Source organism: Candidatus Pristimantibacillus lignocellulolyticus (genome assembly GCA_023639215.1).
In the GTDB taxonomy this organism is placed as follows: domain Bacteria; phylum Bacillota; class Bacilli; order Paenibacillales; family Paenibacillaceae; genus Pristimantibacillus; species Pristimantibacillus lignocellulolyticus.
In genome coordinates this window covers 4,702,848-4,726,880 of record CP097899.1, presented here as the reverse complement: position 1 = coordinate 4,726,880, position 24,033 = coordinate 4,702,848, and the positions used below count along the sequence as shown (strand labels likewise).

The 24,033-nt window shown below is 38.4% G+C and carries 26 protein-coding genes and 1 riboswitch; all 26 genes read left to right on the top strand.

Annotation, left to right across the window (positions count from 1 at the left end):
• Nucleotides 1-77: 77 nt before the first annotated feature.
• Complete coding sequence (gene spoIIM, locus NAG76_20560) at nucleotides 78-692, top strand: stage II sporulation protein M (protein ID URN94185.1); 615 nt, start codon at nucleotides 78-80, stop codon at nucleotides 690-692.
• Between the two features lie 100 nt (nucleotides 693-792).
• On the top strand, nucleotides 793-1,248 hold the full coding sequence (locus NAG76_20555; protein ID URN94184.1) for a transcriptional repressor: 456 nt from the start codon (nucleotides 793-795) through the stop codon (nucleotides 1,246-1,248).
• 175 nt (nucleotides 1,249-1,423) lie between these two features.
• Nucleotides 1,424-1,654, top strand: a complete 231-nt coding sequence (locus tag NAG76_20550) for a YqzK family protein (protein URN94183.1) — start codon at nucleotides 1,424-1,426, stop codon at nucleotides 1,652-1,654.
• Nucleotides 1,655-1,759: 105 nt separating this feature from the next.
• Nucleotides 1,760-2,650, top strand: coding sequence for a site-specific tyrosine recombinase XerD (xerD, locus tag NAG76_20545; protein URN94182.1), 891 nt, complete (start codon nucleotides 1,760-1,762; stop codon nucleotides 2,648-2,650).
• Between the two features lie 308 nt (nucleotides 2,651-2,958).
• Entirely contained in the window at nucleotides 2,959-4,140 is a 1,182-nt protein-coding gene (locus NAG76_20540) for a phosphopentomutase (GenBank protein ID URN94181.1), read from the top strand.
• Between the two features lie 116 nt (nucleotides 4,141-4,256).
• On the top strand, nucleotides 4,257-5,084 hold the full coding sequence (locus NAG76_20535) for a purine-nucleoside phosphorylase (protein URN94180.1): 828 nt from the start codon (nucleotides 4,257-4,259) through the stop codon (nucleotides 5,082-5,084).
• Between the two features lie 126 nt (nucleotides 5,085-5,210).
• The gene (locus tag NAG76_20530) at nucleotides 5,211-5,393 is read left to right on the top strand and encodes an aspartyl-phosphate phosphatase Spo0E family protein (protein ID URN94179.1); all 183 of its coding nucleotides are present in this window, start codon (nucleotides 5,211-5,213) and stop codon (nucleotides 5,391-5,393) included.
• A 256-nt stretch (nucleotides 5,394-5,649) separates the two neighbouring features.
• Nucleotides 5,650-6,978 (top strand): pyrimidine-nucleoside phosphorylase, encoded by a 1,329-nt coding sequence (locus NAG76_20525; GenBank protein ID URN94178.1) that lies wholly within the window; start codon nucleotides 5,650-5,652, stop codon nucleotides 6,976-6,978.
• 361 nt (nucleotides 6,979-7,339) lie between these two features.
• Complete coding sequence (locus NAG76_20520; protein ID URN94177.1) at nucleotides 7,340-8,542, top strand: D-alanyl-D-alanine carboxypeptidase; 1,203 nt, start codon at nucleotides 7,340-7,342, stop codon at nucleotides 8,540-8,542.
• Nucleotides 8,543-8,695: 153 nt separating this feature from the next.
• The gene (gene spoIIAA / locus NAG76_20515; protein URN94176.1) at nucleotides 8,696-9,049 is read left to right on the top strand and encodes an anti-sigma F factor antagonist; all 354 of its coding nucleotides are present in this window, start codon (nucleotides 8,696-8,698) and stop codon (nucleotides 9,047-9,049) included.
• Nucleotides 9,046-9,492 (top strand): anti-sigma F factor, encoded by a 447-nt coding sequence (spoIIAB, locus tag NAG76_20510; GenBank protein ID URN94175.1) that lies wholly within the window; start codon nucleotides 9,046-9,048, stop codon nucleotides 9,490-9,492. Before spoIIAA ends, spoIIAB begins: the two co-directional genes overlap by 4 nt.
• A 19-nt stretch (nucleotides 9,493-9,511) precedes the next feature.
• Nucleotides 9,512-10,267, top strand: coding sequence for an RNA polymerase sporulation sigma factor SigF (gene sigF, locus NAG76_20505; protein ID URN94174.1), 756 nt, complete (start codon nucleotides 9,512-9,514; stop codon nucleotides 10,265-10,267).
• A gap of 188 nt (nucleotides 10,268-10,455) precedes the next feature.
• Complete coding sequence (locus tag NAG76_20500; GenBank protein ID URN94173.1) at nucleotides 10,456-11,292, top strand: hypothetical protein; 837 nt, start codon at nucleotides 10,456-10,458, stop codon at nucleotides 11,290-11,292.
• Nucleotides 11,293-11,604: 312 nt separating this feature from the next.
• On the top strand, nucleotides 11,605-12,258 hold the full coding sequence (locus tag NAG76_20495; GenBank protein ID URN94172.1) for a stage V sporulation protein AA: 654 nt from the start codon (nucleotides 11,605-11,607) through the stop codon (nucleotides 12,256-12,258).
• A complete protein-coding gene (locus NAG76_20490) occupies nucleotides 12,251-12,679 on the top strand; it encodes a stage V sporulation protein AB (GenBank protein ID URN94171.1) in 429 nt (142 codons plus the stop codon). Before NAG76_20495 ends, NAG76_20490 begins: the two co-directional genes overlap by 8 nt.
• A 55-nt stretch (nucleotides 12,680-12,734) precedes the next feature.
• Nucleotides 12,735-14,402 (top strand): spore germination protein, encoded by a 1,668-nt coding sequence (locus NAG76_20485; GenBank protein ID URN94170.1) that lies wholly within the window; start codon nucleotides 12,735-12,737, stop codon nucleotides 14,400-14,402.
• Between the two features lie 118 nt (nucleotides 14,403-14,520).
• Nucleotides 14,521-15,852 carry a diaminopimelate decarboxylase gene (gene lysA, locus NAG76_20480; protein ID URN94169.1) on the top strand — a complete coding sequence of 444 codons (1,332 nt, stop codon included), beginning with the start codon at nucleotides 14,521-14,523 and terminating at the stop codon, nucleotides 15,850-15,852.
• 52 nt (nucleotides 15,853-15,904) lie between these two features.
• Nucleotides 15,905-16,336 carry a peptidylprolyl isomerase gene (locus NAG76_20475; protein URN94168.1) on the top strand — a complete coding sequence of 144 codons (432 nt, stop codon included), beginning with the start codon at nucleotides 15,905-15,907 and terminating at the stop codon, nucleotides 16,334-16,336.
• A gap of 31 nt (nucleotides 16,337-16,367) precedes the next feature.
• A riboswitch (FMN riboswitch) is annotated at nucleotides 16,368-16,541 on the top strand.
• A gap of 327 nt (nucleotides 16,542-16,868) precedes the next feature.
• Nucleotides 16,869-17,531, top strand: a complete 663-nt coding sequence (gene ribE / locus NAG76_20470) for a riboflavin synthase (GenBank protein ID URN94167.1) — start codon at nucleotides 16,869-16,871, stop codon at nucleotides 17,529-17,531.
• Nucleotides 17,532-17,575: 44 nt separating this feature from the next.
• A complete protein-coding gene (locus tag NAG76_20465) occupies nucleotides 17,576-18,769 on the top strand; it encodes a bifunctional 3,4-dihydroxy-2-butanone-4-phosphate synthase/GTP cyclohydrolase II (GenBank protein URN96898.1) in 1,194 nt (397 codons plus the stop codon).
• A gap of 64 nt (nucleotides 18,770-18,833) precedes the next feature.
• On the top strand, nucleotides 18,834-19,304 hold the full coding sequence (gene ribE / locus NAG76_20460) for a 6,7-dimethyl-8-ribityllumazine synthase (protein ID URN94166.1): 471 nt from the start codon (nucleotides 18,834-18,836) through the stop codon (nucleotides 19,302-19,304).
• A gap of 532 nt (nucleotides 19,305-19,836) precedes the next feature.
• A complete protein-coding gene (locus NAG76_20455) occupies nucleotides 19,837-20,616 on the top strand; it encodes a segregation/condensation protein A (protein URN96897.1) in 780 nt (259 codons plus the stop codon).
• Nucleotides 20,585-21,190 (top strand): SMC-Scp complex subunit ScpB, encoded by a 606-nt coding sequence (gene scpB, locus NAG76_20450; GenBank protein URN94165.1) that lies wholly within the window; start codon nucleotides 20,585-20,587, stop codon nucleotides 21,188-21,190. The genes NAG76_20455 and scpB overlap by 32 nt, the downstream gene beginning before the upstream one ends.
• Nucleotides 21,191-21,245: 55 nt before the next feature.
• Nucleotides 21,246-21,929, top strand: coding sequence for a DUF2953 domain-containing protein (locus NAG76_20445; GenBank protein URN94164.1), 684 nt, complete (start codon nucleotides 21,246-21,248; stop codon nucleotides 21,927-21,929).
• A 227-nt stretch (nucleotides 21,930-22,156) separates the two neighbouring features.
• Nucleotides 22,157-22,633 carry a GerW family sporulation protein gene (gene ytfJ / locus NAG76_20440; GenBank protein URN94163.1) on the top strand — a complete coding sequence of 159 codons (477 nt, stop codon included), beginning with the start codon at nucleotides 22,157-22,159 and terminating at the stop codon, nucleotides 22,631-22,633.
• Nucleotides 22,634-22,854: 221 nt separating this feature from the next.
• Nucleotides 22,855-24,021, top strand: coding sequence for a D-alanyl-D-alanine carboxypeptidase (locus NAG76_20435; GenBank protein ID URN94162.1), 1,167 nt, complete (start codon nucleotides 22,855-22,857; stop codon nucleotides 24,019-24,021).
• The last annotated feature ends 12 nt before the right edge of the window (nucleotides 24,022-24,033 follow it).

Below are 24,033 nucleotides of genomic sequence, written 5' to 3'. Positions count from 1 at the left end.
AATCAACTAATATAGCATAAACTCTATTAATCTAGCATATGTTTTGAAGACATAAGTTAGATTGAAAGGGTGATATGATGTTGAAAAGTAATATGATGAAATGGGTCTACCTTGGAGTAGTAATGTTTGCTGGAGCAGTCTTTGGCAGTTTATTTATACAGGTGTTGCCGAGCGAACAACAGATAGGACTTGGTAATGAGATTGCTTTATATATGAATTGGATAAAACAAAATAGTGATATAAATAGTTCATATTTGTTTTGGGATACATTTTTCGGCTACTTTAAATGGGTCGCATTACTATTCATTCTTGGAATTACTGTGGTAGGTGTTCCGATCATTATTGTTTTGAATTTTTTAAAGGGTTTTCTGCTTGGATGCAGTATTCATTTCGTTGTGCAAATGTTCGGTGCACAAGGTGTTTTGTTAAGTCTTGTCACAGTAATTCCACATAATGTCGTAGCTGTTCCTGCTATACTGATTCTAAGCTCAGCTGCGATTGGGTTTTCAACTTTTTTAGTGAAAAAGCGATTAATATTACATGATGGTAATGCGGGTAATGTGAGAGAGGCACTTATTTCTTATAGTGCTGTAGCAATGTCCATGCTTGTATTACTTGCTGTGGCAGCGTTTATAGAAGTATATGTATCACCTCAAATGATGGAATGGTATTTGGTGCAATTGCCAATGTAAGACAAACGTTTAAATAACTTTGAAAAAGTTTGACTTATATCGCTTTATACTAATATAATAAAAGCAGATTTTAGTAGGAAGTAATGGTAGGAGGAGAGAGATGGAAGCCCAGATTGGAAATATTAAACAACAATTACAAGATAAGGGCTATAAGTTGACTCCACAGCGAGAAGCCACCCTTCGTATTCTACTAGAAAATGAGGAAGATCATCTTAGCGCAGAGGATGTATTTTTACTCGTAAAGGGGATAGCTCCTGAAATTGGACTAGCGACTGTTTACCGGACATTGGAGCTTTTGACAGAGCTGCATGTAGTTGAGAAGATTAACTTCGGAGATGGCGTTGCTCGTTACGATCTTAGAGGCGATACGAATCATCATCATCATCATCATCTCATTTGTATTCAATGTGGTACGATGAGTGAAATTAAGGATGACTGGCTATTACCGCTTGAGGAACGATTGTTCGCACAACTAGGTTTTGAAACAGTAGATCATAGATTAGATTTTCATGGCGTTTGCCGTAGCTGTCGTGATTTAAACGAAAATAAACAATAATTGGTCCTGCTCATCCATGTAATTGGTTGCAGGCCTTTTTTCATAATGAGGCAATTAGACATCATATTTTGCTGTAATCCAACATACTACTTTAAAATGCATGTACATATTTTATGTATCTACTTTTGAAGCTACTTTTCATATGTGAGTATAAAAAGTTTTAGGAGGTATGTTGATGGTTATTATGAAGGATATGATACATAAACTGCTTTTCTTTTTTTTGTTCATCGTATTACTCGTTATAGTTGCAACTGCTTATCAATGGGTACAGCAACTGATTCAACCAAATACTCATTACCAAAAACCGATTGGAAACGCAGTGAAAGTATTCGATAGTTCGTCACAATATATTGATAAAAGTTCTATGCCAGATCGTTTAGTTTGGTTTTTGTGGTATGGAGAATAGAAAATAGGTAATGATATACCTCGTAAAAGTCAATGCTTTCGAAGTACTTTTCATTTGCGAGAAGTGTAATAGAGATTTTAAATGAAAAGTTTAAGGAGTGGGAGGATGTACGAGCAGTTACATCAATACTTAAAAGTTTTACAACAAGAACGTAAGCTAACGACAAACTCCTATCAGTCATATGAAAGAGATCTGTTAAAATTTACTGGCTATCTTGAAGGTGAAGGTGTAAAGGGATGGACAAGCGTACATAAGCATCATACTTTGAAGTATATGATGCAGTTGAAAGAAGCGGATCTTAAGCCAGCCACTATTGCTAGACATGTGGTATCCATCCGTGCCCTTTTCCACTATCTTATTATTCATGATTTCATCTCACATGACCCTTCCATATTTATAGAAGCCCCAAAACTCGAGAAAAAAGTGCCGCAAATAATATCGCAAGAAGATACGAATCGCTTGCTTCAAGTACCTGACTTGTCAACTGCAGTAGGTATTCGTGATAAAGCCATGTTAGAGCTGCTGTATGCTACAGGTATTAGAGTAACAGAATTAGTTTCTCTGAATGTAGATCATGTTCATCTATCTCTAGGATTTATCCAAGTAATAAGTCCAAGCCAGAAAGAGCGGTTTGTACCTTTTGGCAATTACGCCAAAGAAGCCATTGAGGCTTATTTGGAACATGGTAGAGCTCAATTAGCGGTAGAGAGTACGCAACAAGAAGTGTTATTTCTCAATCATCATGGTGGGCGAATAACAAGGCAAGGCTTCTGGAAAATTATTAAAAAATACGCCCTTGAAGCGGGTGTGTCAGAAGAGATTACACCTCATACGTTGAGACACTCTGTTGCTGCTCATTTACTGGAAAATGGTGCTGATGTAAGAGCGGTACAAGAAATTCTCGGGCATGTCGATATTACTTCGACGATGAAATACACTTCAATCGCTAAGTCGAAAATGAAGGATGTATACAGTAGCTCACACCCAAGAGCCTAAGATGCGAAATGTTACTTGTCATTTGCATGACTACACAAAAAAATTAGTAATACTTCCGAAGAGACTTTTTGTTGCTAAGAAGTCAACCATGAAGATACAAAAAGTTTAGTATATGCTTCCGAAGTGACTTTTTGTTGCTAAGAAGTCAACCATGTAGACACAAAAAGTTTAGTATATGCTTCCGAAGTGACTTTTTGTTGCTAAGAAGTCAACCATGAAGATACAAAAAGTTTAGTATATGCTTCCGAAGTGACTTTTTGTTGCTAAGAAGTCAACCATGAAGATACAAAAAGTTTAGGAGTGATCATATGAAGTTTGATCGAATTGCTGTCGTTGTATTGGATAGTGTAGGTATTGGTGAATTACCAGATGCTGATCAATTTGGTGATGTAGGAAGTCATACTCTTGGTCATATCGCTCGTGAATATCCGGCACTTAATCTACCTCATCTTAGAGCGTTAGGGTTGGATCGAATTGCACCTATTCACGAATGGAAGCCAGATTCAACGAAGAAGCCTCAAGCCTATTATGGAAAGATGGCAGAAGCTTCAGTCGGCAAAGATACAATGACTGGTCATTGGGAAATCATGGGGCTACTTATTGAGACTCCTTTTCAAACTTTCCCTGATGGGTTTCCAGAAGAGTTAATTGAGCAGTTTGAGACTCGTACTGGCAGAAAAGTGATTGGAAATAAACCTGCCAGTGGTACGGAGATTTTAGATGAGCTTGGCGAAGAGCAAATGAAGAGTGGTGCTTGGATTGTATATACAAGTGCAGATAGTGTATTCCAGTTAGCAGCCCATGAGGAAATTATTCCACTGGAGGAACTGTATAAAGCTTGTGAAATTGCTCGCGAATTAACGATGGAAGATCGCTTCTCTGTAGGACGAGTTATTGCTAGACCTTATGTTGGTTCACCAGGAGATTTCAAGCGTACACCTCATCGACATGATTATGCTTTGAAACCACCGCAAAGAACAGTACTTAACGAATTGCAAGATGGTGGTTTTGAGACGATCTCTGTTGGGAAAATCTATGATATATTTGATAGTGAGGGAATCAATCAATCCAATCCTTCGAAAAGCAATGAAGAGGGGATTCAACAAACGATTGAACTTTTGAAAACAAAATTTAATGGTTTCTTATTTACGAATCTCGTTGATTTCGATTCTCTGTACGGTCATCGTCGTGATCCAATCGGTTATGGCAAAGCATTAGAACAATTTGATGAAGCTTTACCTGCAATGATGGAGCAAATAGGCGAACGTGATCTATTGATTATTACTGCTGACCACGGTAATGATCCTACTCACCCTGGAACGGATCATACTCGTGAATATGTTCCTATCTTGTTGTATAGTCCGTCCTTGAAAGATCCTCAACAACTTGAGACGAGATCGACATTTGCAGATTTAGGAGCTACAATCGCGGATAATTTCGAAGTAGCGGCACCGCCGACAGGAAATAGCTTCTTGTCTCTACTTCAATAATAGAGGTAGTTCAAAAAGCGGACTCTGATAACGATGTGATGAGCTATAGGTTATTCAAAGTAACGTAGGACAAGTAGTCACATTAGAATAGTGAATATAATTTAGGGGGAATTAAGATGAGTACAATTACTGCAAGTCAGCAAATTAAAGAAGCAGCACAATATATTGCAGAGCAAATAAATGTAATGCCGGAGATTGGTCTTATCCTTGGATCAGGGTTAGGTGTGTTAGGAGATCATATTGATAGCGCAACAGTAATTTCTTATGAAGATATTCCTCATTTTCCTGTATCTACGGTTGAAGGTCATGCCGGTGAATTAATGATTGGAACCATTGCAGGAAAAACAGTTGTACTTATGCGTGGTCGTTTCCATATGTACGAAGGATATTCACCAGAAGTAACGGCGTTTCCAGTTAGAGTGATGAAAGCATTAGGTGTCAAATCTCTAATTGTAACAAATGCAGCTGGTGGTATTAATTTAGAGTTTGCATCAGGTAATCTAATGTTAATCTCAGATCATTTGAATCTAACAGGTAAAAATCCGTTGATCGGAGCTAATGACGCTGATCTAGGTGCAAGGTTCCCAGATATGTCTGAAGCGTATAGTAAACGTTTGAGAGAGATTGCAAAAAATGTGGCATCTGAAAAAGGAATAGGGCTTGTTGAAGGTGTATATGCTGGATTACTTGGTCCATCCTACGAAACACCCGCTGAGATTAGAATGTTACGAATCATTGGTGCTGATGCAGTAGGAATGTCAACGGTTGCTGAAGTTATTGCAGCTCGACATAGTGGAATTGAAGTTGTCGGTATTTCGTGTATTAGTAATATGGCAGCAGGTATATTGGATCAACCATTGTCGCATGTGGAAGTTATGGAAACGACTGATCGAGTTAAATCGCAATTTTTAGAGCTAGTTACGTCATTAATCGCCAAAATCTAATAAAACTGTCACAATGTTGTCACAATTGAACTGACGGATTGTGACAACATTCGAAAATCACTTCGTCGTATAATGTCTTAGTAGTCTGCGTAAAACAAGTTATTATGAAGAAGGATGGTTAGACAAGTGATAGACAGTCAGCTTAATGTGAAAATTGAATTTCTCCGCAAACAGATGGAAATTACAGCAAGCCAACGAGGTAGCTTGCTACATCATGATGTTATTGTACTTAGTCAAACTCTTGATGAATACATCATGAAGGCGCAATATAGTCATGCGAGTTATCCGTTGTTAACCTGTGCTTTGTAAAGTTGTTTGAAGAGTTTTCTAAATTTCATGAATCTGATAAGAAACATAATCGATATTTAATCTAATATTTTATTGAGACAGCATTGCTACCGTATTATGTTTCTTACACTACAATTACAGATGCTCTTGTATAGAAATGTACTTTGAGCTTCTTATTCTAAGAGATATAGCTTTGTAATCGCTAATTACACTTATGACTTCAACTGATCGCGAGGACATATTCAAAATTCACTAGCATACTTAATGGAGGTAACTCATGAGAGCAGTAGATTTTATACAGAAGAAGCGCGATGGAAAAGAGTTATCTACTCAAGAAATTAATGAATGGATTGAGCAGTATTGTCTAGGTAACATTCCGGATTACCAGATGTCTGCATGGACGATGGCCGTTTATTTTAATGGAATGACGCCTAGAGAAGTAGCGGATTTGACTTTAGCTATGGCGAGCTCAGGAGATCAAATTGACTTGTCAGCGATCAATGGCGTGAAGGTAGACAAGCATTCTACTGGTGGAGTCGGTGATAAAACTAGTCTAATTCTAGCTCCACTTGTTGCAGCGTTAGGAGTTCCAGTTGCGAAAATGTCTGGTAGAGGTCTTGGTCATACTGGAGGTACTGTTGATAAGCTAGAATCTATAGCTGGTTTCCACACGGAACGCACTCAACAACAATTTGTTGATCAAGTGAATAAGATAGGCGTATCTATTATTGGTCAAAGTGGTGATTTGGCACCAGCAGACAAACAATTGTATGCACTTCGTGATGTTACTGCAACAGTTGAATCGATTCCGCTTATATCAAGCTCTATTATGAGTAAGAAGATTGCTGCAGGTGCAGATGCTATTGTGCTTGATGTAAAGACAGGCAACGGGGCTTTTATGAAAACGCTAGAAGAGTCAATCGAATTAGCACAGATGATGGTTAGTATTGGAACGGAAGTTGGTCGTGATACAGCGGCAGTCATAAGTGATATGGATCAGCCATTAGGATTTGCCATCGGTAATGCGCTTGAAGTCGAAGAAGCGATAGTTACACTACAAGGTAAAGGACCTACTGATCTTACTGAACTCTGCATCACACTTGCTGCACATATGGTTGTATTGGGTCAACAGGCTAATAGTTATGAAGAAGCTAGAGATGTTGTAGTAGAGTGCTTACGAAGCGGTAAGGCATTACTTAAGTTACAAGAGCTAGTGGAAGCTCAGGGTGGAGATGGATCAATTATTTATGATGTGAATAAACTACCTCAGGCATCTAAACTGTACGATGTGAAGAGCCAACATTCAGGTTATGTAAATGCGATAGGTGCTGAGCAACTAGGAATTGCGGCGATGAAACTAGGTGCTGGTCGAGCTACTAAGGAAGAGTCGATTGATCATGCAGTTGGAATTGTACTCCAAAAGAAGGTAGGAGACGCCGTGCGGCAAGGTGAAGTGCTAGCGACACTACATGTGAATAAAGAATTGGACGAGCACTCAGAGCCGGTCATGATGGTTCATAGCGCTTATCATATTAGTGAGCAGAATCCACAATTACGTCCTCTCTTAATGGCGATTGTGACAAAAGATGGAGTGACTACATTGTAGAGCACACTAAAATATTGAAGCCTGTAAAGTGGTAGCGATAAGCTATTGCTTTGCAGGCTTTTTTGATTTTGTAAGTTCATTATTGTTTCTTCAATTTTTTGTATATCTATTTTCTACTAGTTGAAACTCTAAATACGATTCAACTTACATAACTTGTCGCTACTCACAAAGATGAATACTACTATGGATGGAATAATTTTTAATATATTCGTCAACAATGACTAAGTAAGTGAGACAACTAATGAAGACTGTTTTCATTATGTCTAGAAGAACAGCTAATTAGGTTTATGTTTCCGAAGTAACTTTTCGTTACAAGGAAGCTTCTCAAGAAAATACGAAAAGTTTGTAGGAGGGACATAAGTTGAAAAAAATAGTATTGATGTTGGTATTAACTTGCCTCATTTCGTCCAGTTATTCTGGAGCAACGATTGACGCGCTTACGCTATCATCTGAAGAGGTAGAAACAATTGAAACGAACTCTAATGTTGGACCAACACTTGCACTAAACGCTGCTTCAGCAGTATTAATAGATGCAGATAGCGGCACCATTATTTTTGAGAAAAATAGTAACGAAAAACTACCTCCTGCGAGCATTACGAAAGTAATGACGATGCTACTAGTTATGGAAGCAGTCGGTCAAGGGAAGATGAAATTAACAGATATGGTTCGTACAAGTGCAAACGCAGCGTCTATGGGAGGATCACAAATCTTTCTTGAAGAAGGCGAAGAAATGTCTGTAGAAGAGATGCTAAAAGGTGTAGCTATGGCATCTGGAAATGATGCTTCAGTTGCTTTAGCTGAAAAGTTAGGTGGAACAGAAGAGGAGTTCGTCAAGCTAATGAACGAACGTGCCAAGCAACTTGGTATGAATAACACTCATTTCATGAACTCTAATGGGTTACCGGTAGAGAATCATTACTCTTCCGCTTATGATATCGCATTAGTATCGCGTGAATTAATGAAATATGATTTAATCAGGCAGTTTACAGGGAAGTACCAAGATTATCTTCGTAAAGATTCCGAAAAACCGTTCTGGCTTGTAAATACGAATAAATTGGTACGTTTCTATCCAGGTGCGGATGGTGTTAAAACTGGTTATACCAGCGAAGCGAAGTTCTGTTTGTCAGCATCTGCAGCTCGTGATGGAATGCGGGTAATCGCAGTTGTTATGGGAGCACCTAATACAAAAGTAAGAAACTCCGATGTTTCACAAATGATGGATTACGCTTTTGCACAGTATAGTAATCATGTCGTTATAGAAAAGGGAGCAACGATTGGTTCGCTTGAGATTGAAAAAGGAATGGAGAGCAGAGTTGATCTTGCTGCAGAGCAACCTTTCTCGATTCTTATTAAACGAGGTAGTGATACTTCAAAAATTCACTATGAAGTTGATATGGATAAATCAATAAAAGCACCGATTGTTGCGGGCCAACCGATTGGGAAGTTAACTATTTATCAAGGTGAACAAGCGATGAAAGAATTTGAATTGCTAGCACCACGAACGGTTGAGAAAGTAAACTGGTTCCGCTTATTAAAACGTTCCACGCAGAGCTTATTTAAGTAAGATCATGTGAAGTATTTGTCGGCAATTGACCGTTTTCTTCTAGTTTTGTCACGGTGCAGGAATTAACAATGCAGATGTGGAATGATTCTCTATTCGCCAAAAAGCAGCTAGTTTTATTTGACACAAATATAACGATGAGGAGCTGAGCGATGGATGTCATTGCGCACAGAAGTAGTACACAATCGAAATGTTGTCATTGTACGCCTAACCGGAGAACTAGATCATCATACTTCTGAGGATGTTCGACTAAAGCTGGATGAAGTGCTTTTGAAGGAGAATTCACATCATATGGTGATGAATTTAGAAACATTAACCTTCATGGACAGTTCAGGTATTGGCGTACTGCTCGGTCGTTACAAGCAGTTGAAGAATAGGGGCGGAAAATTAATTCTTTGTCATATTGATTCACCAGTACACAAGCTGTTAGAGCTATCTGGTTTATTCAAAATTATCGATGTATATGACGATGAGGTTCGCGCACTTTCTAGCTTGGAGGTGGTATCATGAACGCGGGAAATAAAATGAGACTAGTATTTAGTGCTAGATCTGAGAATGAATCGCTCTCTCGTATTGCAATTGCTGCATTTGCCAGTCAACTAGATCCTACATTAGAAGAATTAAATGATTTAAAAACAGTTGTATCTGAAGCAGTAACAAACTGCATTATTCACGGATATGATAATGATCCAAGTCAAGAAGTAGAGATTAATGCAAGTATTGAAAATGATCGAATCATCATCGAAATTAGTGATAGTGGTAAAGGGATAGAAGATATGGAACTTGCACGTCAACCTTTATTCACTACATTATCTGATGGAGAACGTGCTGGAATGGGTTTTACGATTATGGAGAATTTTATGGATCATTTCGAAGCATCAAGCACTGTCGGCGGTGGAACTCGTATTATAATGACGAAGCGCATTGAATCAAAAAAAGCGCTCTATTACTAGAGCATAGGGGTTGAACCTCATGAAAGTCGATTTTAAGCAAACGGGCCAACCGTATTTGGAAGATTCTGAGGTGAAGCGATTAATCGCCTTAAGCCAATCAGGTGATATGGAAGCGCGAGATCGTCTTGTTAACTCAAATATTAGGCTTGTCTGGTCAGTCGTGCAGCGCTTTATGAATCGAGGATATGAGCCAGAGGATCTATTTCAAATCGGATGCATTGGACTGCTCAAGTCTGTAGATAAATTTGATTTATCTTATGATGTAAAGTTTTCTACATATGCAGTTCCAATGATTATTGGTGAGATTCAACGTTTCTTACGTGATGATGGAACACTCAAGGTTAGCCGATCCTTGAAAGAAACCGCCAATAAGGTACGTAAAATGAAAGATGAACTTTCCAAAACAATGGGAAGATTACCGACTATTTCTGAAGTTGCGGAACGATTGGGGATTACGCCTGAGGACGTTATCTTCGCTCAGGAGGCTAACAAGCCACCAACATCCATTCATGAAACAGTTTTTGAAAATGACGGTGATCCAATTACGCTCATGGATCAGATTGCAGATGATTCGCAAGATAAATGGTTCGATAAATTAGCGTTAACAGAGGCGATTGGTGGACTAAGTGAGCGTGAACGTATGATTGTATATTTGCGCTATTATCGCGATAAGACACAATCAGAAGTTGCCAATCGACTCGGTATTTCTCAAGTGCAGGTGTCACGTCTTGAGAAGAAAATATTACAACTTATTAAAGAACAGATTGCCTTATAGTGTAAATACTACAACTTATAAGTTATCTGATTTTAATGAAGTAAATTAGAGGATCCGGAATTTTTTATTCCGGATCCTTTTTATATTCAGTAGTCCCTTTTAAACCATCATTAGTACTAAAGAAGGTTGCCTAATGGCTACCCTCTCTATTAGTATAGAAAGAACGATCAATTTTGGAGGGTCTCCCGATGACGAATGAAATGACAGCAAACCTATCCCTTAATGAAGCGACACTCCAATTTGTAAATTATTATGCTGAAAATGAATTGGATACTATAGAAATTCAAACCCACAACTTGCAGGAGTTATTCCGAAGCTCAGCTTATTACAATAAACGTTACGAAAGTGATAATAAATTAGCTGTGGGTAAAGCAATCAGTTATGCTTTGGATCGTTCAGAGCATTGGAAAAGAGTAAGGGTTGGACTATATAGAAACATAATAATTGCAAATAATGAACCTTCGGTTGAGGTTGAAGAAGATATAATTTCAGAAGAAGAGATAACAAAACCACTTAACCTACCAAGTACTGATTTTAGGAATGGATTAATTGAGTTCCTTACGTCTCAATTGTTTGATTTATTGAAGATTCATATGAATTCGAATGACATCTATAACGGGAAATATAGAATGAGTGCCAACGAAATAAGTTCCAAGCTTTATTCCTTAACGGAGAGTTATTATAAGAAACAGAAACTTCCTTATCAACACTATAAAATGGGAGATTATATTAGTGAAGAAGCAATGATGTTTGCTGGACTCAAAGGCTCGAAGAAGAAACTTGTCTTCGAATATATGGTTCCGAAAAATCTCTACATAAATGAGTTTATTAAGTTAACTTCTGATAATGAGATTACACCTTCAATAATTCAAGATAGACTACAGCGATATTATTATATTTGTATTGTTTCAGTGGCTGAGTACGAACGATTGAACCCATTTGTCATGGGTGAAGGATGGGATGGACGCAATCCATTTTATCGATATGAACAATCAGGTATTCGCTATGTGGAGCAAGAGCGATAAATGGAATATGAAAATGATAATTGACTTCAATCTATAAATGGGCGGACTTTGGATAATCAAATCAATGAGACTTCATATACGTATCAAGTAACTGTCCATGGATATAGAAACGAAAGTAAGTGCCTACTATAAAAAAATCTAGACTGTCAATGAACCAGTTGTTAACTAGTTCACTGACAGTTTTTTTATGTTTAAACATTTATTTCATTATGTTGAAATGATCTTTTTTTCAATAAATAGAGTAGGAAAGCTACAATTGCAAATACTACATATGATCTAACCATATTTGGATTAAAAAGAGGTGTGACTAGTATGGACACGGAGAAAAATACACTCTATTTGCGCTTGAAACGTAGAATTAGCATTCGTCAGCAAGAGAGTGTGAAACTATCTGATGCAGCGCATATTCTTGTTGGTGATAAAGAAATAGATGCTCAACTTTCTGAGTTAATTCTATATAAGCACAATCTTAAAGATGGAAACCGAGTAGTTATCGATCTTCTGCAAATTATTGAGAAGGTAAAACAACGATGGCCGACGATGTCAATTGATGTGTACGGTGATCCCCAAGTATTAGTGATGATTTCAAGTGACGAGAAAAAACCTCGCTACATATTACTTGTCGTTTGTTGGTTACTGCTATTCTTCGGATCTGGATTAGCACTTATGAACTTTCACTCGGATGTTAATATGAGGGATACACATATCCGAATTGTAGAGCTAATTACCGGTAAACGTGAAGATCATCCACTTTGGTTTCAAATTCCTTATTCGGTGGGGGTAGGAGCCGGGATGATATTGTTTTTCAATCATATTTTCCGTAAGAAGTTTAATGAGGAACCGAATCCACTTGAAGTAGAAATGTATATGTATCAAGAGAATGTTAATACATATGTGATCGCAGAGGAAATAAGGAATCGACAAGATAAGGAGAAAAGTTCGGTAGGAGAGGAAGGATATGATTGAGTTTTTACAAATTGGTTTTATTATGTTCCTTGCGCTTTCTGGCGGGATTGTTGTCGGGACAAGCTTTGTAGCTTTACTCGTTATTTTTGATCTTATTCCAAGACTTGCTCAGTTAACGAATAGCTATCACCTCTCATTTTGTTTTGAGTCCGCCTTAATAGGTGGAGCGCTTTATTTTACAGTAACAGATTTTTTGAATATCCAACTAAATTTACCGTTACCGCCTATAACCAGCTTCATTGGGTTACTAGATGGAATGTTTGTAGGAATGTTGGCAGCTGCACTAACAGAAGTGATGAACGTGCTTCCGATTATAGCCAAACGTCTGAGTTTATCACGGGCTATGGTTGCATTAGTGATGGCTATGGTCATTGGAAAAACGGTAGGTTCCTTTTTTGATTGGCTAATCTTCCAGTGGTAACTTTGAATCTCTATATGAATGCTAATCTAAATATATTTAAAAGGAGTGTATAGTAATGACCTACGAAAATCAGGAGGAAAATCATAAGCAAGCGGGAAACGATCCGATACCACCATCCAATCAGTTCTTAAATGATGGATTACTTTATGATCAATTCTTTTCACATCAGCAAAGTATAGATGATGAAAGCATGTTTGAAGGAGAAGATGAAAGTCACCATTTAAGTCATATGAAGCGTCAGAAGCAGACAGCTCCTGTAGAACCCATTCCATCAAAAATAGAAGATATTCTCATTCGACTTGAAGCCGAAATTGGTTACAAAAAAAGTTTTGATGTATCTGTTAGAGAGATGACAATTGGCAATACTCGCATTGCAATGCTTTGTGTTAGTGGACTAGTTAACTCCGGTATAATGCTTGAAATATTGAAAAGGCTAACTTTTCTTGAAGCGAAAGATTTGGGTTATGATGCATTACATAGCTTTTTCACATACTATGTGCCATCGGCTCAAGTGCGAAAAGAAGAAGATTGGAATTTGATGATTGCAAGTGTGCTTGGTGGTGAGTGCGCATTATTTATAGACAATCAGCCAATTGCATTATTGATTGAAGTGCGTAATTTTCCGGCGCGTGGTTTAGCTGAGCCTTCATTAGAGAAAGTTGTTCGTGGAAGTAGAGATGGTTTTATTGAAACATTGATGGTTAATATTTCACTCGTCAGACGACGGTTGAAAGATCCTATGCTTAGGTATGAACTTTTGCGAGTTGGTACTAGAACGAAAACGGATGTCTGCATCGCTTATATTGATGATCTTGTTGATAAAACGTTGTTAGCATCCATCAAAGAAAAAATAGAAGCTGTTCGTATTGATGGATTACCATTAGCAGATAAGCAATTGGAGGAAGTGACGATAAATCGAGCTTGGAATCCATTTCCGCTTGTACGTTACTCAGAACGTCCAGATACAGTTGCTTCTCACTTGCTAGAAGGTGCTGTAGCAGTGTTTGTAGATACTTCACCTAGTGTAATGACGATGCCAACTACTTACGCTGACTTGATGCAGCATGCCGAGGAGAACCGTCAAACGCCATTCGTAGGTACATATTTACGTTGGGTAAGGTTTATTGGCATATTAATGTCATTAATGTTGTTGCCACTATGGTTATTATTTGTGTTGCATCCAGAATATCGACCAGATTTTCTTGCTTTTGTTGGTCCGAAAGAAACAGGTGAAATTCCGATTGTCATCCAATTTATCATTGCTGAAATTGGTGTTGATCTATTGCGAATGGCATCCGTACATACTCCAACGTCACTCGCAACTGCGATGTCACTTGTTGCTGCTATTCTCATAGGAGATATTGCTGTACAAACAGGGCTATTTGTTAATGAAGTAATCCTTTATATGGCTATTGCAGCAGTAGGAATGTTTGCTACGCCGAGCTATGAGCTAGGGCTTGCTAATCGATTAATTCGCTTATTATTAATTGTTACCGTATCGATATTTGGCTTAACAGGACTGGTGGTGCCTGTAACGATAATCATTGTAGCATTAGCGATGGAACGCTCTGTAAATCGTCCATACCTGTGGCCGTTTATTCCTTTTGACCTAAAATCGGTAATAAATATTTTAATTCGGAAGCCAATGTTGTATAATCGGACCAGGCCAAATATCATGAGACCACAACAATATGATCGTATGCCAAATGAGGATGAGCACTGAAAAATACAAACTTCATGTGTAAATATCCATTTCTTATTGCTTACGATATGAGTTATACTGTGAGAAATGATGAATAATGGTCTATCTTTCAGTGATAGAGGAAAGCAGAGGGGAATTTATGTATTTACATGGTACTAGTAAAGTAAATGATAATGGTCACTTGGAAATTGGTGGAGTTGATGTTGCCAATCTTGCAAGTGAATTTGGTACTCCACTATATATAGTTGATGAAGCTTTAGTTAGACAACGCGCACGTGAATATGTAGATGCATTCACAGCTACAGGGTTGAAATTTCAAGTTGCTTACGCGAGTAAAGCATTTTCTGTAAAAGCAATGTGTATATTAGCTGAGCAAGAAAACTTGTCTCTAGACGTTGTTTCTGACGGTGAATTATATACTGCACTGGAAGCGGGTTTCCCTGCTGAACGTATTCACTTCCACGGTAATAACAAAACTGACGAAGAAATCAATATGGCTCTTGAAGTTGGAATTGGTTGTTTCGTAGTTGATAATTTTATTGAGTTACACGTACTTAATGATCTTGCAGCACAAAAAAATAAAGTAGTGAATGTGCTACTTCGTGTTACTCCAGGTGTTGAAGCACATACACATGATTATATTTCAACTGGTCAACAAGATTCTAAATTCGGCTTTGATCTTGGTAATGGATCTGCAAGGGAAGCAATTATCCAAGCTAATGATTTAGCTAACATAAACTTATTGGGTGTACACTCCCATATCGGATCTCAAATTTTCGAAGTTGAAGGTTTCCGTATGGCTGTTGAAAAAATTACGAAATTTGCAGTTGCAATTCGTGATGAATTTAACATTCATTTCACTGTAATTAACGTGGGTGGTGGCTTTGGTATTCGTTATGTTGAAGGAGATTCTCCACTTCCAATTAGTGAATATGTCAATGCGATTGCAGATGCGATTAAAACGAATTTTACAGAAGCAAACTATGCTTGGCCTGAAATATGGACTGAACCAGGTCGTAGTATGGTTGGTGATGCTGGTACAACGTTGTATACAGTTGGTACAAGCAAAAACATTCCTGGCGTACGTAAATATGTAGCGGTTGATGGTGGTATGACGGATAATCCTCGTCCAGCACTTTATCAATCTCAATATGAAGCGGTATTAGCTAATCGTGCGAATGAAGAAGCTACAGAAGTAGTTTCAATTGCTGGTAAATGTTGCGAGAGTGGCGATATGTTGATCTGGGATGTTAATCTTCCAGAATCAAAAACTGGTGATCTACTAGCTGTATTCTGTACAGGTGCGTACAACTATGCAATGGCAAGTAACTACAATCGAATTCGTCGCCCAGCTGTAGTATTTGTAAAAGATGGTCAAGCAGATTTAGTTGTTAAACGCGAATCTTTGGAAAATATTGTGTGCAATGATGTCGTTCCTGCACGTCTACAAAAATCTACACTTGCGAAATAGGCTTAAAATTGGTAACGTAATGTTATCTCAAAGATGAAAGGTAGATGTCAAAATGGCAAAACAAGCAAAAATTAAATTAGCTGAAGGTGGAGAAGTTGTAATCGACTTATTCGACCAAGACGCTCCAAATACTGTTGCAAACTTCGAAAAACTTGCATCTGATGGATTTTATAACGGTTTAACTTACCACCGTGTTATTCCAGGTTTCGTAGCTCAAGGTGGTTGCCCAGACGGTCGTGGTACTGGTGGTCCAGGTTACACAATTAATTGTGAAATCAATCCTAACAAACATGAGCGCGGTTCACTTGCGATGGCACATGCTGGTCGCAATACTGGTGGTAGCCAATTCTACATTTGTTATCAAGCTCAACCACATTTAGATGGACAACATACTGTTTTCGGTAAAGTTGTTTCAGGTATGGAATTGGTAGACGCATTGTCAAATGGTTCTAAAATGGAATCAGTTGAAGTTTACGAAGTTTAATATTACAATTAATTCAATTGAATAGTAGTATGCTTACCTTCGGGGGTCGGGTGAAATTCCCAACCGGCGGTGATCACACTATGAAGTGAGTTTCACTTCATAGTGTGTAAGTCCGCGACCCAATCTAATTATGGCGACATAATGGATTGGCTGATCTAGTGTGAATCTAGAACCGACAGTAAAGTCTGGATGGGAGAAGGAGAAGCTTCAATATATCTTTGTGATGAGGTATACTTTTTTGAGTATAATCATCATACAAGGTCTATTTGAATTCGCTTTTTAAGGAATTCGTACATTGAGAGATGTCTATGAAGCATTGTGTCAATTTGATGCAAAGTTCTAGGCTTTTTCAGCGTAGAAATTTCTACATAATCTACCCCCAATGGCAATAGCCTTTGGGGGTTTTTTGTATATACGATCTCATCCATCATAAGTAATACAAGCATAAATCAACTACAAAGTTGAGTAATTCTATCGGTCAAGCAGGAGTTGAACTAGGTATAAAAAAAGAGAATGAGAGGAGGGATGGATTGTGTTTACGGGACTAATTGAGGAAATCGGCTTAGTAAAAGGGATTCGTAAACAAGGTGAGGTTATGCAACTTAGTATAGCTGCTAAAAAGGTTATTGAAGGGGTCGCTATTGGGGACAGCATCTCTGTTAATGGTGTCTGTCTTACTGTAACGTCGTTTCATACGAATGATTTTACAGCTGATGTCATGCCGGAAACATATCGAAAAAGCTCACTATCACAACTTACAAATGGGCGTACCGTTAATCTGGAACGGGCTATGATCGCCGGAGGAAGATTTGGCGGGCATATTGTGCAAGGGCACGTTGATGGGACTGGACATATCGCTGCAAGATATAGAGATGGAAATGCAGTAGTTTTCGAGATCCAAGTAGGTGATAGAGAATTACTGAAGTATGTCATTCCAAAAGGCTCAATAACGATTGATGGTATTAGTCTAACGATCATTAGTGTTCTCCAAAATGTTGTGAAAGTATCCGTCATTCCACATACGTTAGCTCAGACGGCATTACAACAACGAGATGTTGGTGATATTGTGAACCTTGAAGCCGACATTATCGGAAAATATGTTGAACATTTATTGAAATATCAAGTTAAAGATATAGATAAGCCCAAACAATCTAATTTATCTAATGCGTTCCTGACCGAACATGGATTTATGTAACAATTATAGTTTTGGGAGGAATAACGATGAGTGAACAAACAGATATATTTGATAGCATAGAATCTGCGATAGCAGATTTGAAACAAGGTAAATCGGTTATTGTCGTTGATGATGAAGACCGTGAGAATGAGGGAGACTTAATCGCGTTAGCTGAATATGTTACACCTGAGGCTGTTAACTTCATGATTACTGAGGCAAGAGGACTAGTATGTGTGCCGATTACTGAAGAAAGAGCACGGTCTCTGGATTTACCACCAATGGTTAAACAGAATACTGATTTTCATGGTACGGCATTTACAGTTTCAGTTGATCATACTTCAACGACAACAGGCATTTCCGCACATGAACGAGCGATGACAATTCATGCATTAATCGACGACAACGCAGTAGCGACAGATTTTCGTAGACCCGGGCATATTTTTCCACTAATTGCTAAAGCAGGTGGTGTCTTGCAACGAGCTGGTCATACAGAAGCTGGAATTGATTTGGCCAAATTATCTGGTGCGAAACCAGCTGCACTTATTTGCGAAATAATTAATGAAGATGGCAGTATGGCACGTTTGGATGACCTCCAACTTTTCAAGGAGAAACATCAATTAAAGTTAATTACGATCAAAGCGCTCATTGAATATCGCAGTCAAACGGAAAAATTAATTACTCGTGAAGCATCTTGTAAGCTTCCAACAGACTTTGGTGAGTTTACTGCAGTCGGTTATACAAATGTAATTGATCATAAAGAGCATATTGCACTAGTGAAGGGTGAGATAGACCCTTCTCAACCGGTATTAATTCGTGTACACTCTGAATGTCTAACTGGAGATGTATTTCATTCACATCGTTGTGACTGTGGGGTGCAACTTGAAGCAGCACTTCGCACCGTTAATGAAGCTGGTGCTGGTATCGTATTGTATATGCGTCAAGAAGGTCGCGGTATAGGGTTAATTAATAAGCTGAAAGCGTACGAATTACAAGAGCAAGGTTTAGATACAGTTGAGGCTAACATTAAACTTGGATTCGCTGCTGATTTGCGAGAATATGGCATTGGTGCTCAAATATTGAAGGATCTTGGTGTGAAACAGATTCGTCTGCTTACTAATAACCCTCGCAAGATTACAGCGTTAGAGGGACATGGGCTCGAAGTTGTACAAAGAGTACCTATTCAGCTTGAACATAACAAAGATAATGAAAAGTATATGCATACAAAGCAAGAAAAAATGGGTCATATCTTAAAATTTTAACAAATTCATATAAAAGTAATGCTTTTATACGAAATAATCATTAGAATAGAGAGGGGAAATTAAGATGGCATTTGTATATGAAGGTAATTTGATTTCTGAAGGATTAAAGTATGGGGTAGTAGTTGGACGTTTTAATGAATTTATTTCAAGTAAGTTATTAGCTGGAGCATTAGATGGATTCAAACGTCATGGTGCACAAGATAATGAAGTAGATGTAGCGTGGGTTCCAGGAGCATTTGAAATTCCACTTATAGCACAAAAGATGGCAGAGAGCGGAAAATATGATGCAGTAATTACACTAGGTGCCGTTATACGCGGAGCAACGCCTCATTTCGATTATGTTTGTAACGAAGCGGCTAAAGGTGTGTCTGCAGTAGCGTTGAAAACAGGAGTTCCTACTGTATTTGGCGTATTGACTGTTGATTCGATCGAGCAAGCGATTGAGCGAGCTGGGACGAAGGCAGGGAATAAGGGGTATGAGTCAGCGATTACAGCGATTGAGATGGCGAACCTTTTGAAGGAAATTCAAAAGTGATTGCTTGTGATTACGTTGAATATGCTGACGTAGCTTAGTCGACGGCGAATATGGCATTCATCGCTAACTCCAGTGCTCATGTACCAATAACGTACATTCCGCGCTTCGCGTCACTAGCTTCATACCATCTTCTTGGTACTGACAAGCGATCATTTTGAATCTTTATTTGAAATTCGATCGAGATCCTTGTTAGTGATGCTTCGTTGCATAGACTAGTTGGTTTCGCTTCGAAGTTGTGAGTTCGCTTACGTACTAGTTACGTACGTTGTGCTCTATGCTCCGTTGCATAAGCGTCTTAGCTCCGCTAAATTTTAAAGACTAATAATTACAATGAAGGTTTAAAAAAAGGGCTTTCAGAACCGAGAAGATGGAGCGCTACTTGAGGGAGGAGGAAACGCAAGTGTACATTATTGGTACACGCGTACCGGACTTCCCAAGTTCGCTTCTTATTCGATGTCGAGTATGCTTCGAAGCAACACATCGTTATCAAAGTCCGTTTTTTAAACATTCTTACAAGACAGGAGGTTATGGTGTGTCCGTACAATACAAGCTAGATTCTTTCGAAGGTCCGCTCGATCTATTGTTGCATCTTATTGATCGATCGGAAATTGATATTCAAGATATATCCATTAGCGAGATTACGAATCAGTATATGGGATATTTGAATGATATGAAGGAATTGGAGCTAGACATAACAAGTGAATTTTTGGTAATGGCTGCTACGCTATTAGCAATTAAAAGCCAGCAGTTATTACCGAAGCCTCCTGTATTCGAGAATGAATATGAAGAGTGGTATGATGAAGGGCCTGACTTGCGTGAAGAGTTGATTCAGAAGTTGATTGAATATCGTAAATTCAAGCAGATTGCAGAAGATCTGAAAGATAAAGAATTTCAGAGAAGTCTTGTATTTTCACGTGAACCAGAAGATATGACTGGTTTTATGAAGGAGACATATGTCAATCCATTAGAAGGTATTCAATTGTCTGATCTCGTCTTAGCACTGCAAAAAGCTATGAAACGTGCGAATCGAAGAGATGTTATAGCGACAATTCAACGAGATGAAATTTCAGTTAAGGATCGTATTAAAGATATTGTTGAAGTATTAAAACAATATGAAACGGTTCGATTCTCTAAACTTATTCGCGAAAATATGTCTAAGCATGAAATTGTAGTTACTTTTCTATCTATTCTCGAATTAATGAAAATGAAGCATATCCGTTGCTACCAGCACGGGCTCTTCGATGATATTGTGATACAGTGGAGAGGAGAAGGTATTTCCGATGGAATTTCAGCAATTGAAGTCGATTATTGAGGGTTTGCTTTTCATGGCAGGAGATGAAGGGCTTAATAAACGTCAACTCGCAGATATAATGGGTATAGATGTTGACTATATTGAGGAGTTAGTTCTTGATTTACAACGTGATTTGGAACGAGATGGGAGAGGTGTGCAAATCGGGATTCTTGCCGGTTCATATCGTCTAACAACACATCCAGAACACGCAGCATATTTTGAACGAATGGCTTATACGCCAACAAGAGCACAACTTTCACAAGCAGCACTTGAAACGTTATCTATTGTAGCGTATAAGCAACCAATTACAAGAGTTGAAATCGAAGAAATTCGTGGCGTAAAATGCGAACGTGCGATACATACTTTAGTAGCGAAAGATCTAATTGAAGAAGTAGGACGAGCGGAAGCGATCGGTCGCCCTATTCTCTATGGAACTACTAAAATATTTCTTGATAGTTTTGGTCTTGGTTCTATTAAAGAACTTCCAGAACCGAAAGAGGTATCTTTAGAAGATGAAGATATGGATGAGCAAACGCAATTGTTGTTTGAAAGATTTGAAGGTCGTCAGATGACGTTGGATGAAGTGAAGGAATGATAACAATAAGACTGGTCATACTATGGTCAATATACTTAAGTAGAGGAGGTGGAACATGCTGCCTTGGATTCTTAGTAATTGGGCGTGGTTGGTCGGTCTTTTTATTGTCGCCCTAGTTATCGCTGCTTGTTACTCTACTCTTACATTTGATTGTTATGCGCGGAGTCGAAAAGATGAAGATTACATTTTAATCAAAATAGTTGGATTGTATGGTTTATTCAAATTCAAAATTGTAATGCCCCAATTTGAATTTGGTAAAAAGTCATTTCAAGCTCAACAAGACAGTGAAGCTAGTGAGAATAAGCAACGCGGAAGTCGGGATTGGGACCCTGATATTGCAATTGCGCAATATAAGCAATGGCATGCTGCTTTGAAAATGGTTCATGACATGCGAGGTAGATTTAAACGCGTTTTGAGTAACGGTATACTTACGGAATGGAAATGGTACAGTTATGTTGGAACTGGTGATGCTGTGACAACAGCGATGACTTGTGGCTTATTATGGTCTGTGAAAGGCATGATCTTTGGAACGCTTTCAGGACTTGTACGAGTAAAGGAGTCACCTGTTGTAAAGATTGAACCAATTTATCAGACGACGTTCTTCGCGACGGAATGGTCTTGTTTGGTTAAAATGAAGCTGTGGCATGCACTATTTACAGGCATATATATTATGTTTCGAATTTCAAAATGGAAAAAGAGGTATATCGTACGAAGTAATGTACCAGCGGGAACGAATTGATCATTATCACTGCCGAATAGCACAGCTTACGTATTGTGTACGTGAGCACACGCATGCTTTCGAATGGAGGATATGTTAGCCGTCGAGCAAACTACAACGCGATTCATCTTAATTACAGTCGAACATTTTAAACTTCCTCTAAAGGTAATAATTGATGCTTATATTCTACGGTAATGTTGAGCAAAATATTGCGTAGGCTTCATATCATCAATTAGGAGTGATTTCAAATGTCAGAACATCCTATTCAAGGGTTAATGTCCACGAGTCTAGAAAACATTAAAGAAATGTTAGGAATCAACACGATTGTAGGAGATCCCATTCATACACCAAGTGGTGATACGATATTACCGATCTCTCGTGTTGGTGTAGGATTTGTAGCTGGAGGTAGTGAAATACGGATGGATCAAGATGAGCCACATCACACTCAGCTAGAAGGACTACATTCTGCTACTAGCGCTATGCCGTTCGGTGGTGGTAGTGGTGGCGGTGTATCCATTACTCCAATTGCTTTTCTTGTTGTAGGTGCTCAAGGCGTCAAAGTTGTGCCGCTAGATAATCAAACTCATCTGTTAGACAAAGTGATTGATGCTGCACCATCATGGATGGATAAAATACAATCCATGATAACATCAAATACGGATGCAAGCAGTACTGCATCAATTCAACAAAGTTCTGATGATAATACAAGTGGTTATCACCAGTAATCTTTTCTCCATTATAATATTGTCTTAATGTACGAAGAAAAAGCCGACTAACATTGGAATCACTTCCTAGTTAGTTGGCTTTTTTGTGCTAATCATCAAATACTTCGAATAAGCTAGTGGAAAGAGCTGGGTGCTCGTCTACAATTTCAACTTTCTGCATATACTACATCAATAGGTTGCAAAATATGATAGGTAAGTCCAATGACATCAGGAGGAGAACTATGAAGGATTCTATTTGGTCGAAAGGTTTTATTGGAACACTAATCGGATGCTTGATCTTTGGAGTAGTAAACGCTGAAGTGGTACGAGCTACCCCGGAAATATCAACCCATGCGCAAGCAACTGCTTTAATCGACGTTCAGTCGGGGCGGATTTTGTATAGTGAAGATGGAGACACGCCGTTACGAATTGCCAGTTTAACTAAAATTATGACAGCTATTGTTGCTATAGAATATGGTGATTTAAGTTCAAAAGCCGTAGTTACAAAAAGAGCTGCGGGAAGGGAAGGTTCTTCAATCTATCTTAAGCTTGGAGAGGAAATGACATTATCGAATATGCTGTATGGCCTCATGTTACGAAGTGGTAATGATGCAGCAACAGCAATCGCTGAACATGTTGGAGGGTCGGAAGCAGGATTTGTATACCTAATGAATGAAAAAGCTCTTGAACTAGGCTTAATCAACACTCAATTTCGTAATCCACATGGCTTAGATGAGGAAGGTCATATATCCTCTGCCAATGATCTTGCTATTCTTACTGCCTATGCATTGAAAAATAAAGTTTTTGCAGAAATCGTCAAAACTGAAGAGAAGCAAGCACCAAATCCATATGAAAAATGGAATTATTCATGGCGCAACAAAAATAAAATGCTTTATATGTATGAAGGTGCAGATGGGGTTAAAACAGGTTATACAAAAAAGGCGTTCCGTTGCCTTGTTAGCTCAGCAACTAGAAATGGACAACAGTTAGTTGCAGTTACATTAAATGATGGAGACGATTGGCAAGATCATAGCAAATTACTGGACTGGGGCTTCAAAAACTATCCTCTGTCCATCATAGCTAAAAAAGAAGAAACGATTACAGGCAGTACACTTGTATATGGACAACAATATGCTTATCCATTGGATGAGAATGAATTAGGGAAAATTACAGCTGATCTTGAATTAATTGATCCGAAATCAGTACATTTTGCATTAGGAGAAAGAGGCAAAATGAATTTTTACCTTGAGGGAAAAAATATCGGAAATGTTCCAATCTACGATGCACATAGTCCAAGACTCTCATTAGAACAGAATGCGGTGTCTTCAGAGACATTTGCAAAATTCAAGAAAAATAGTAAAGATCATCTGAGTTGGCTTGAGAAGATGTCAAATTGGTTAGATGAATAAAGTAATACAATA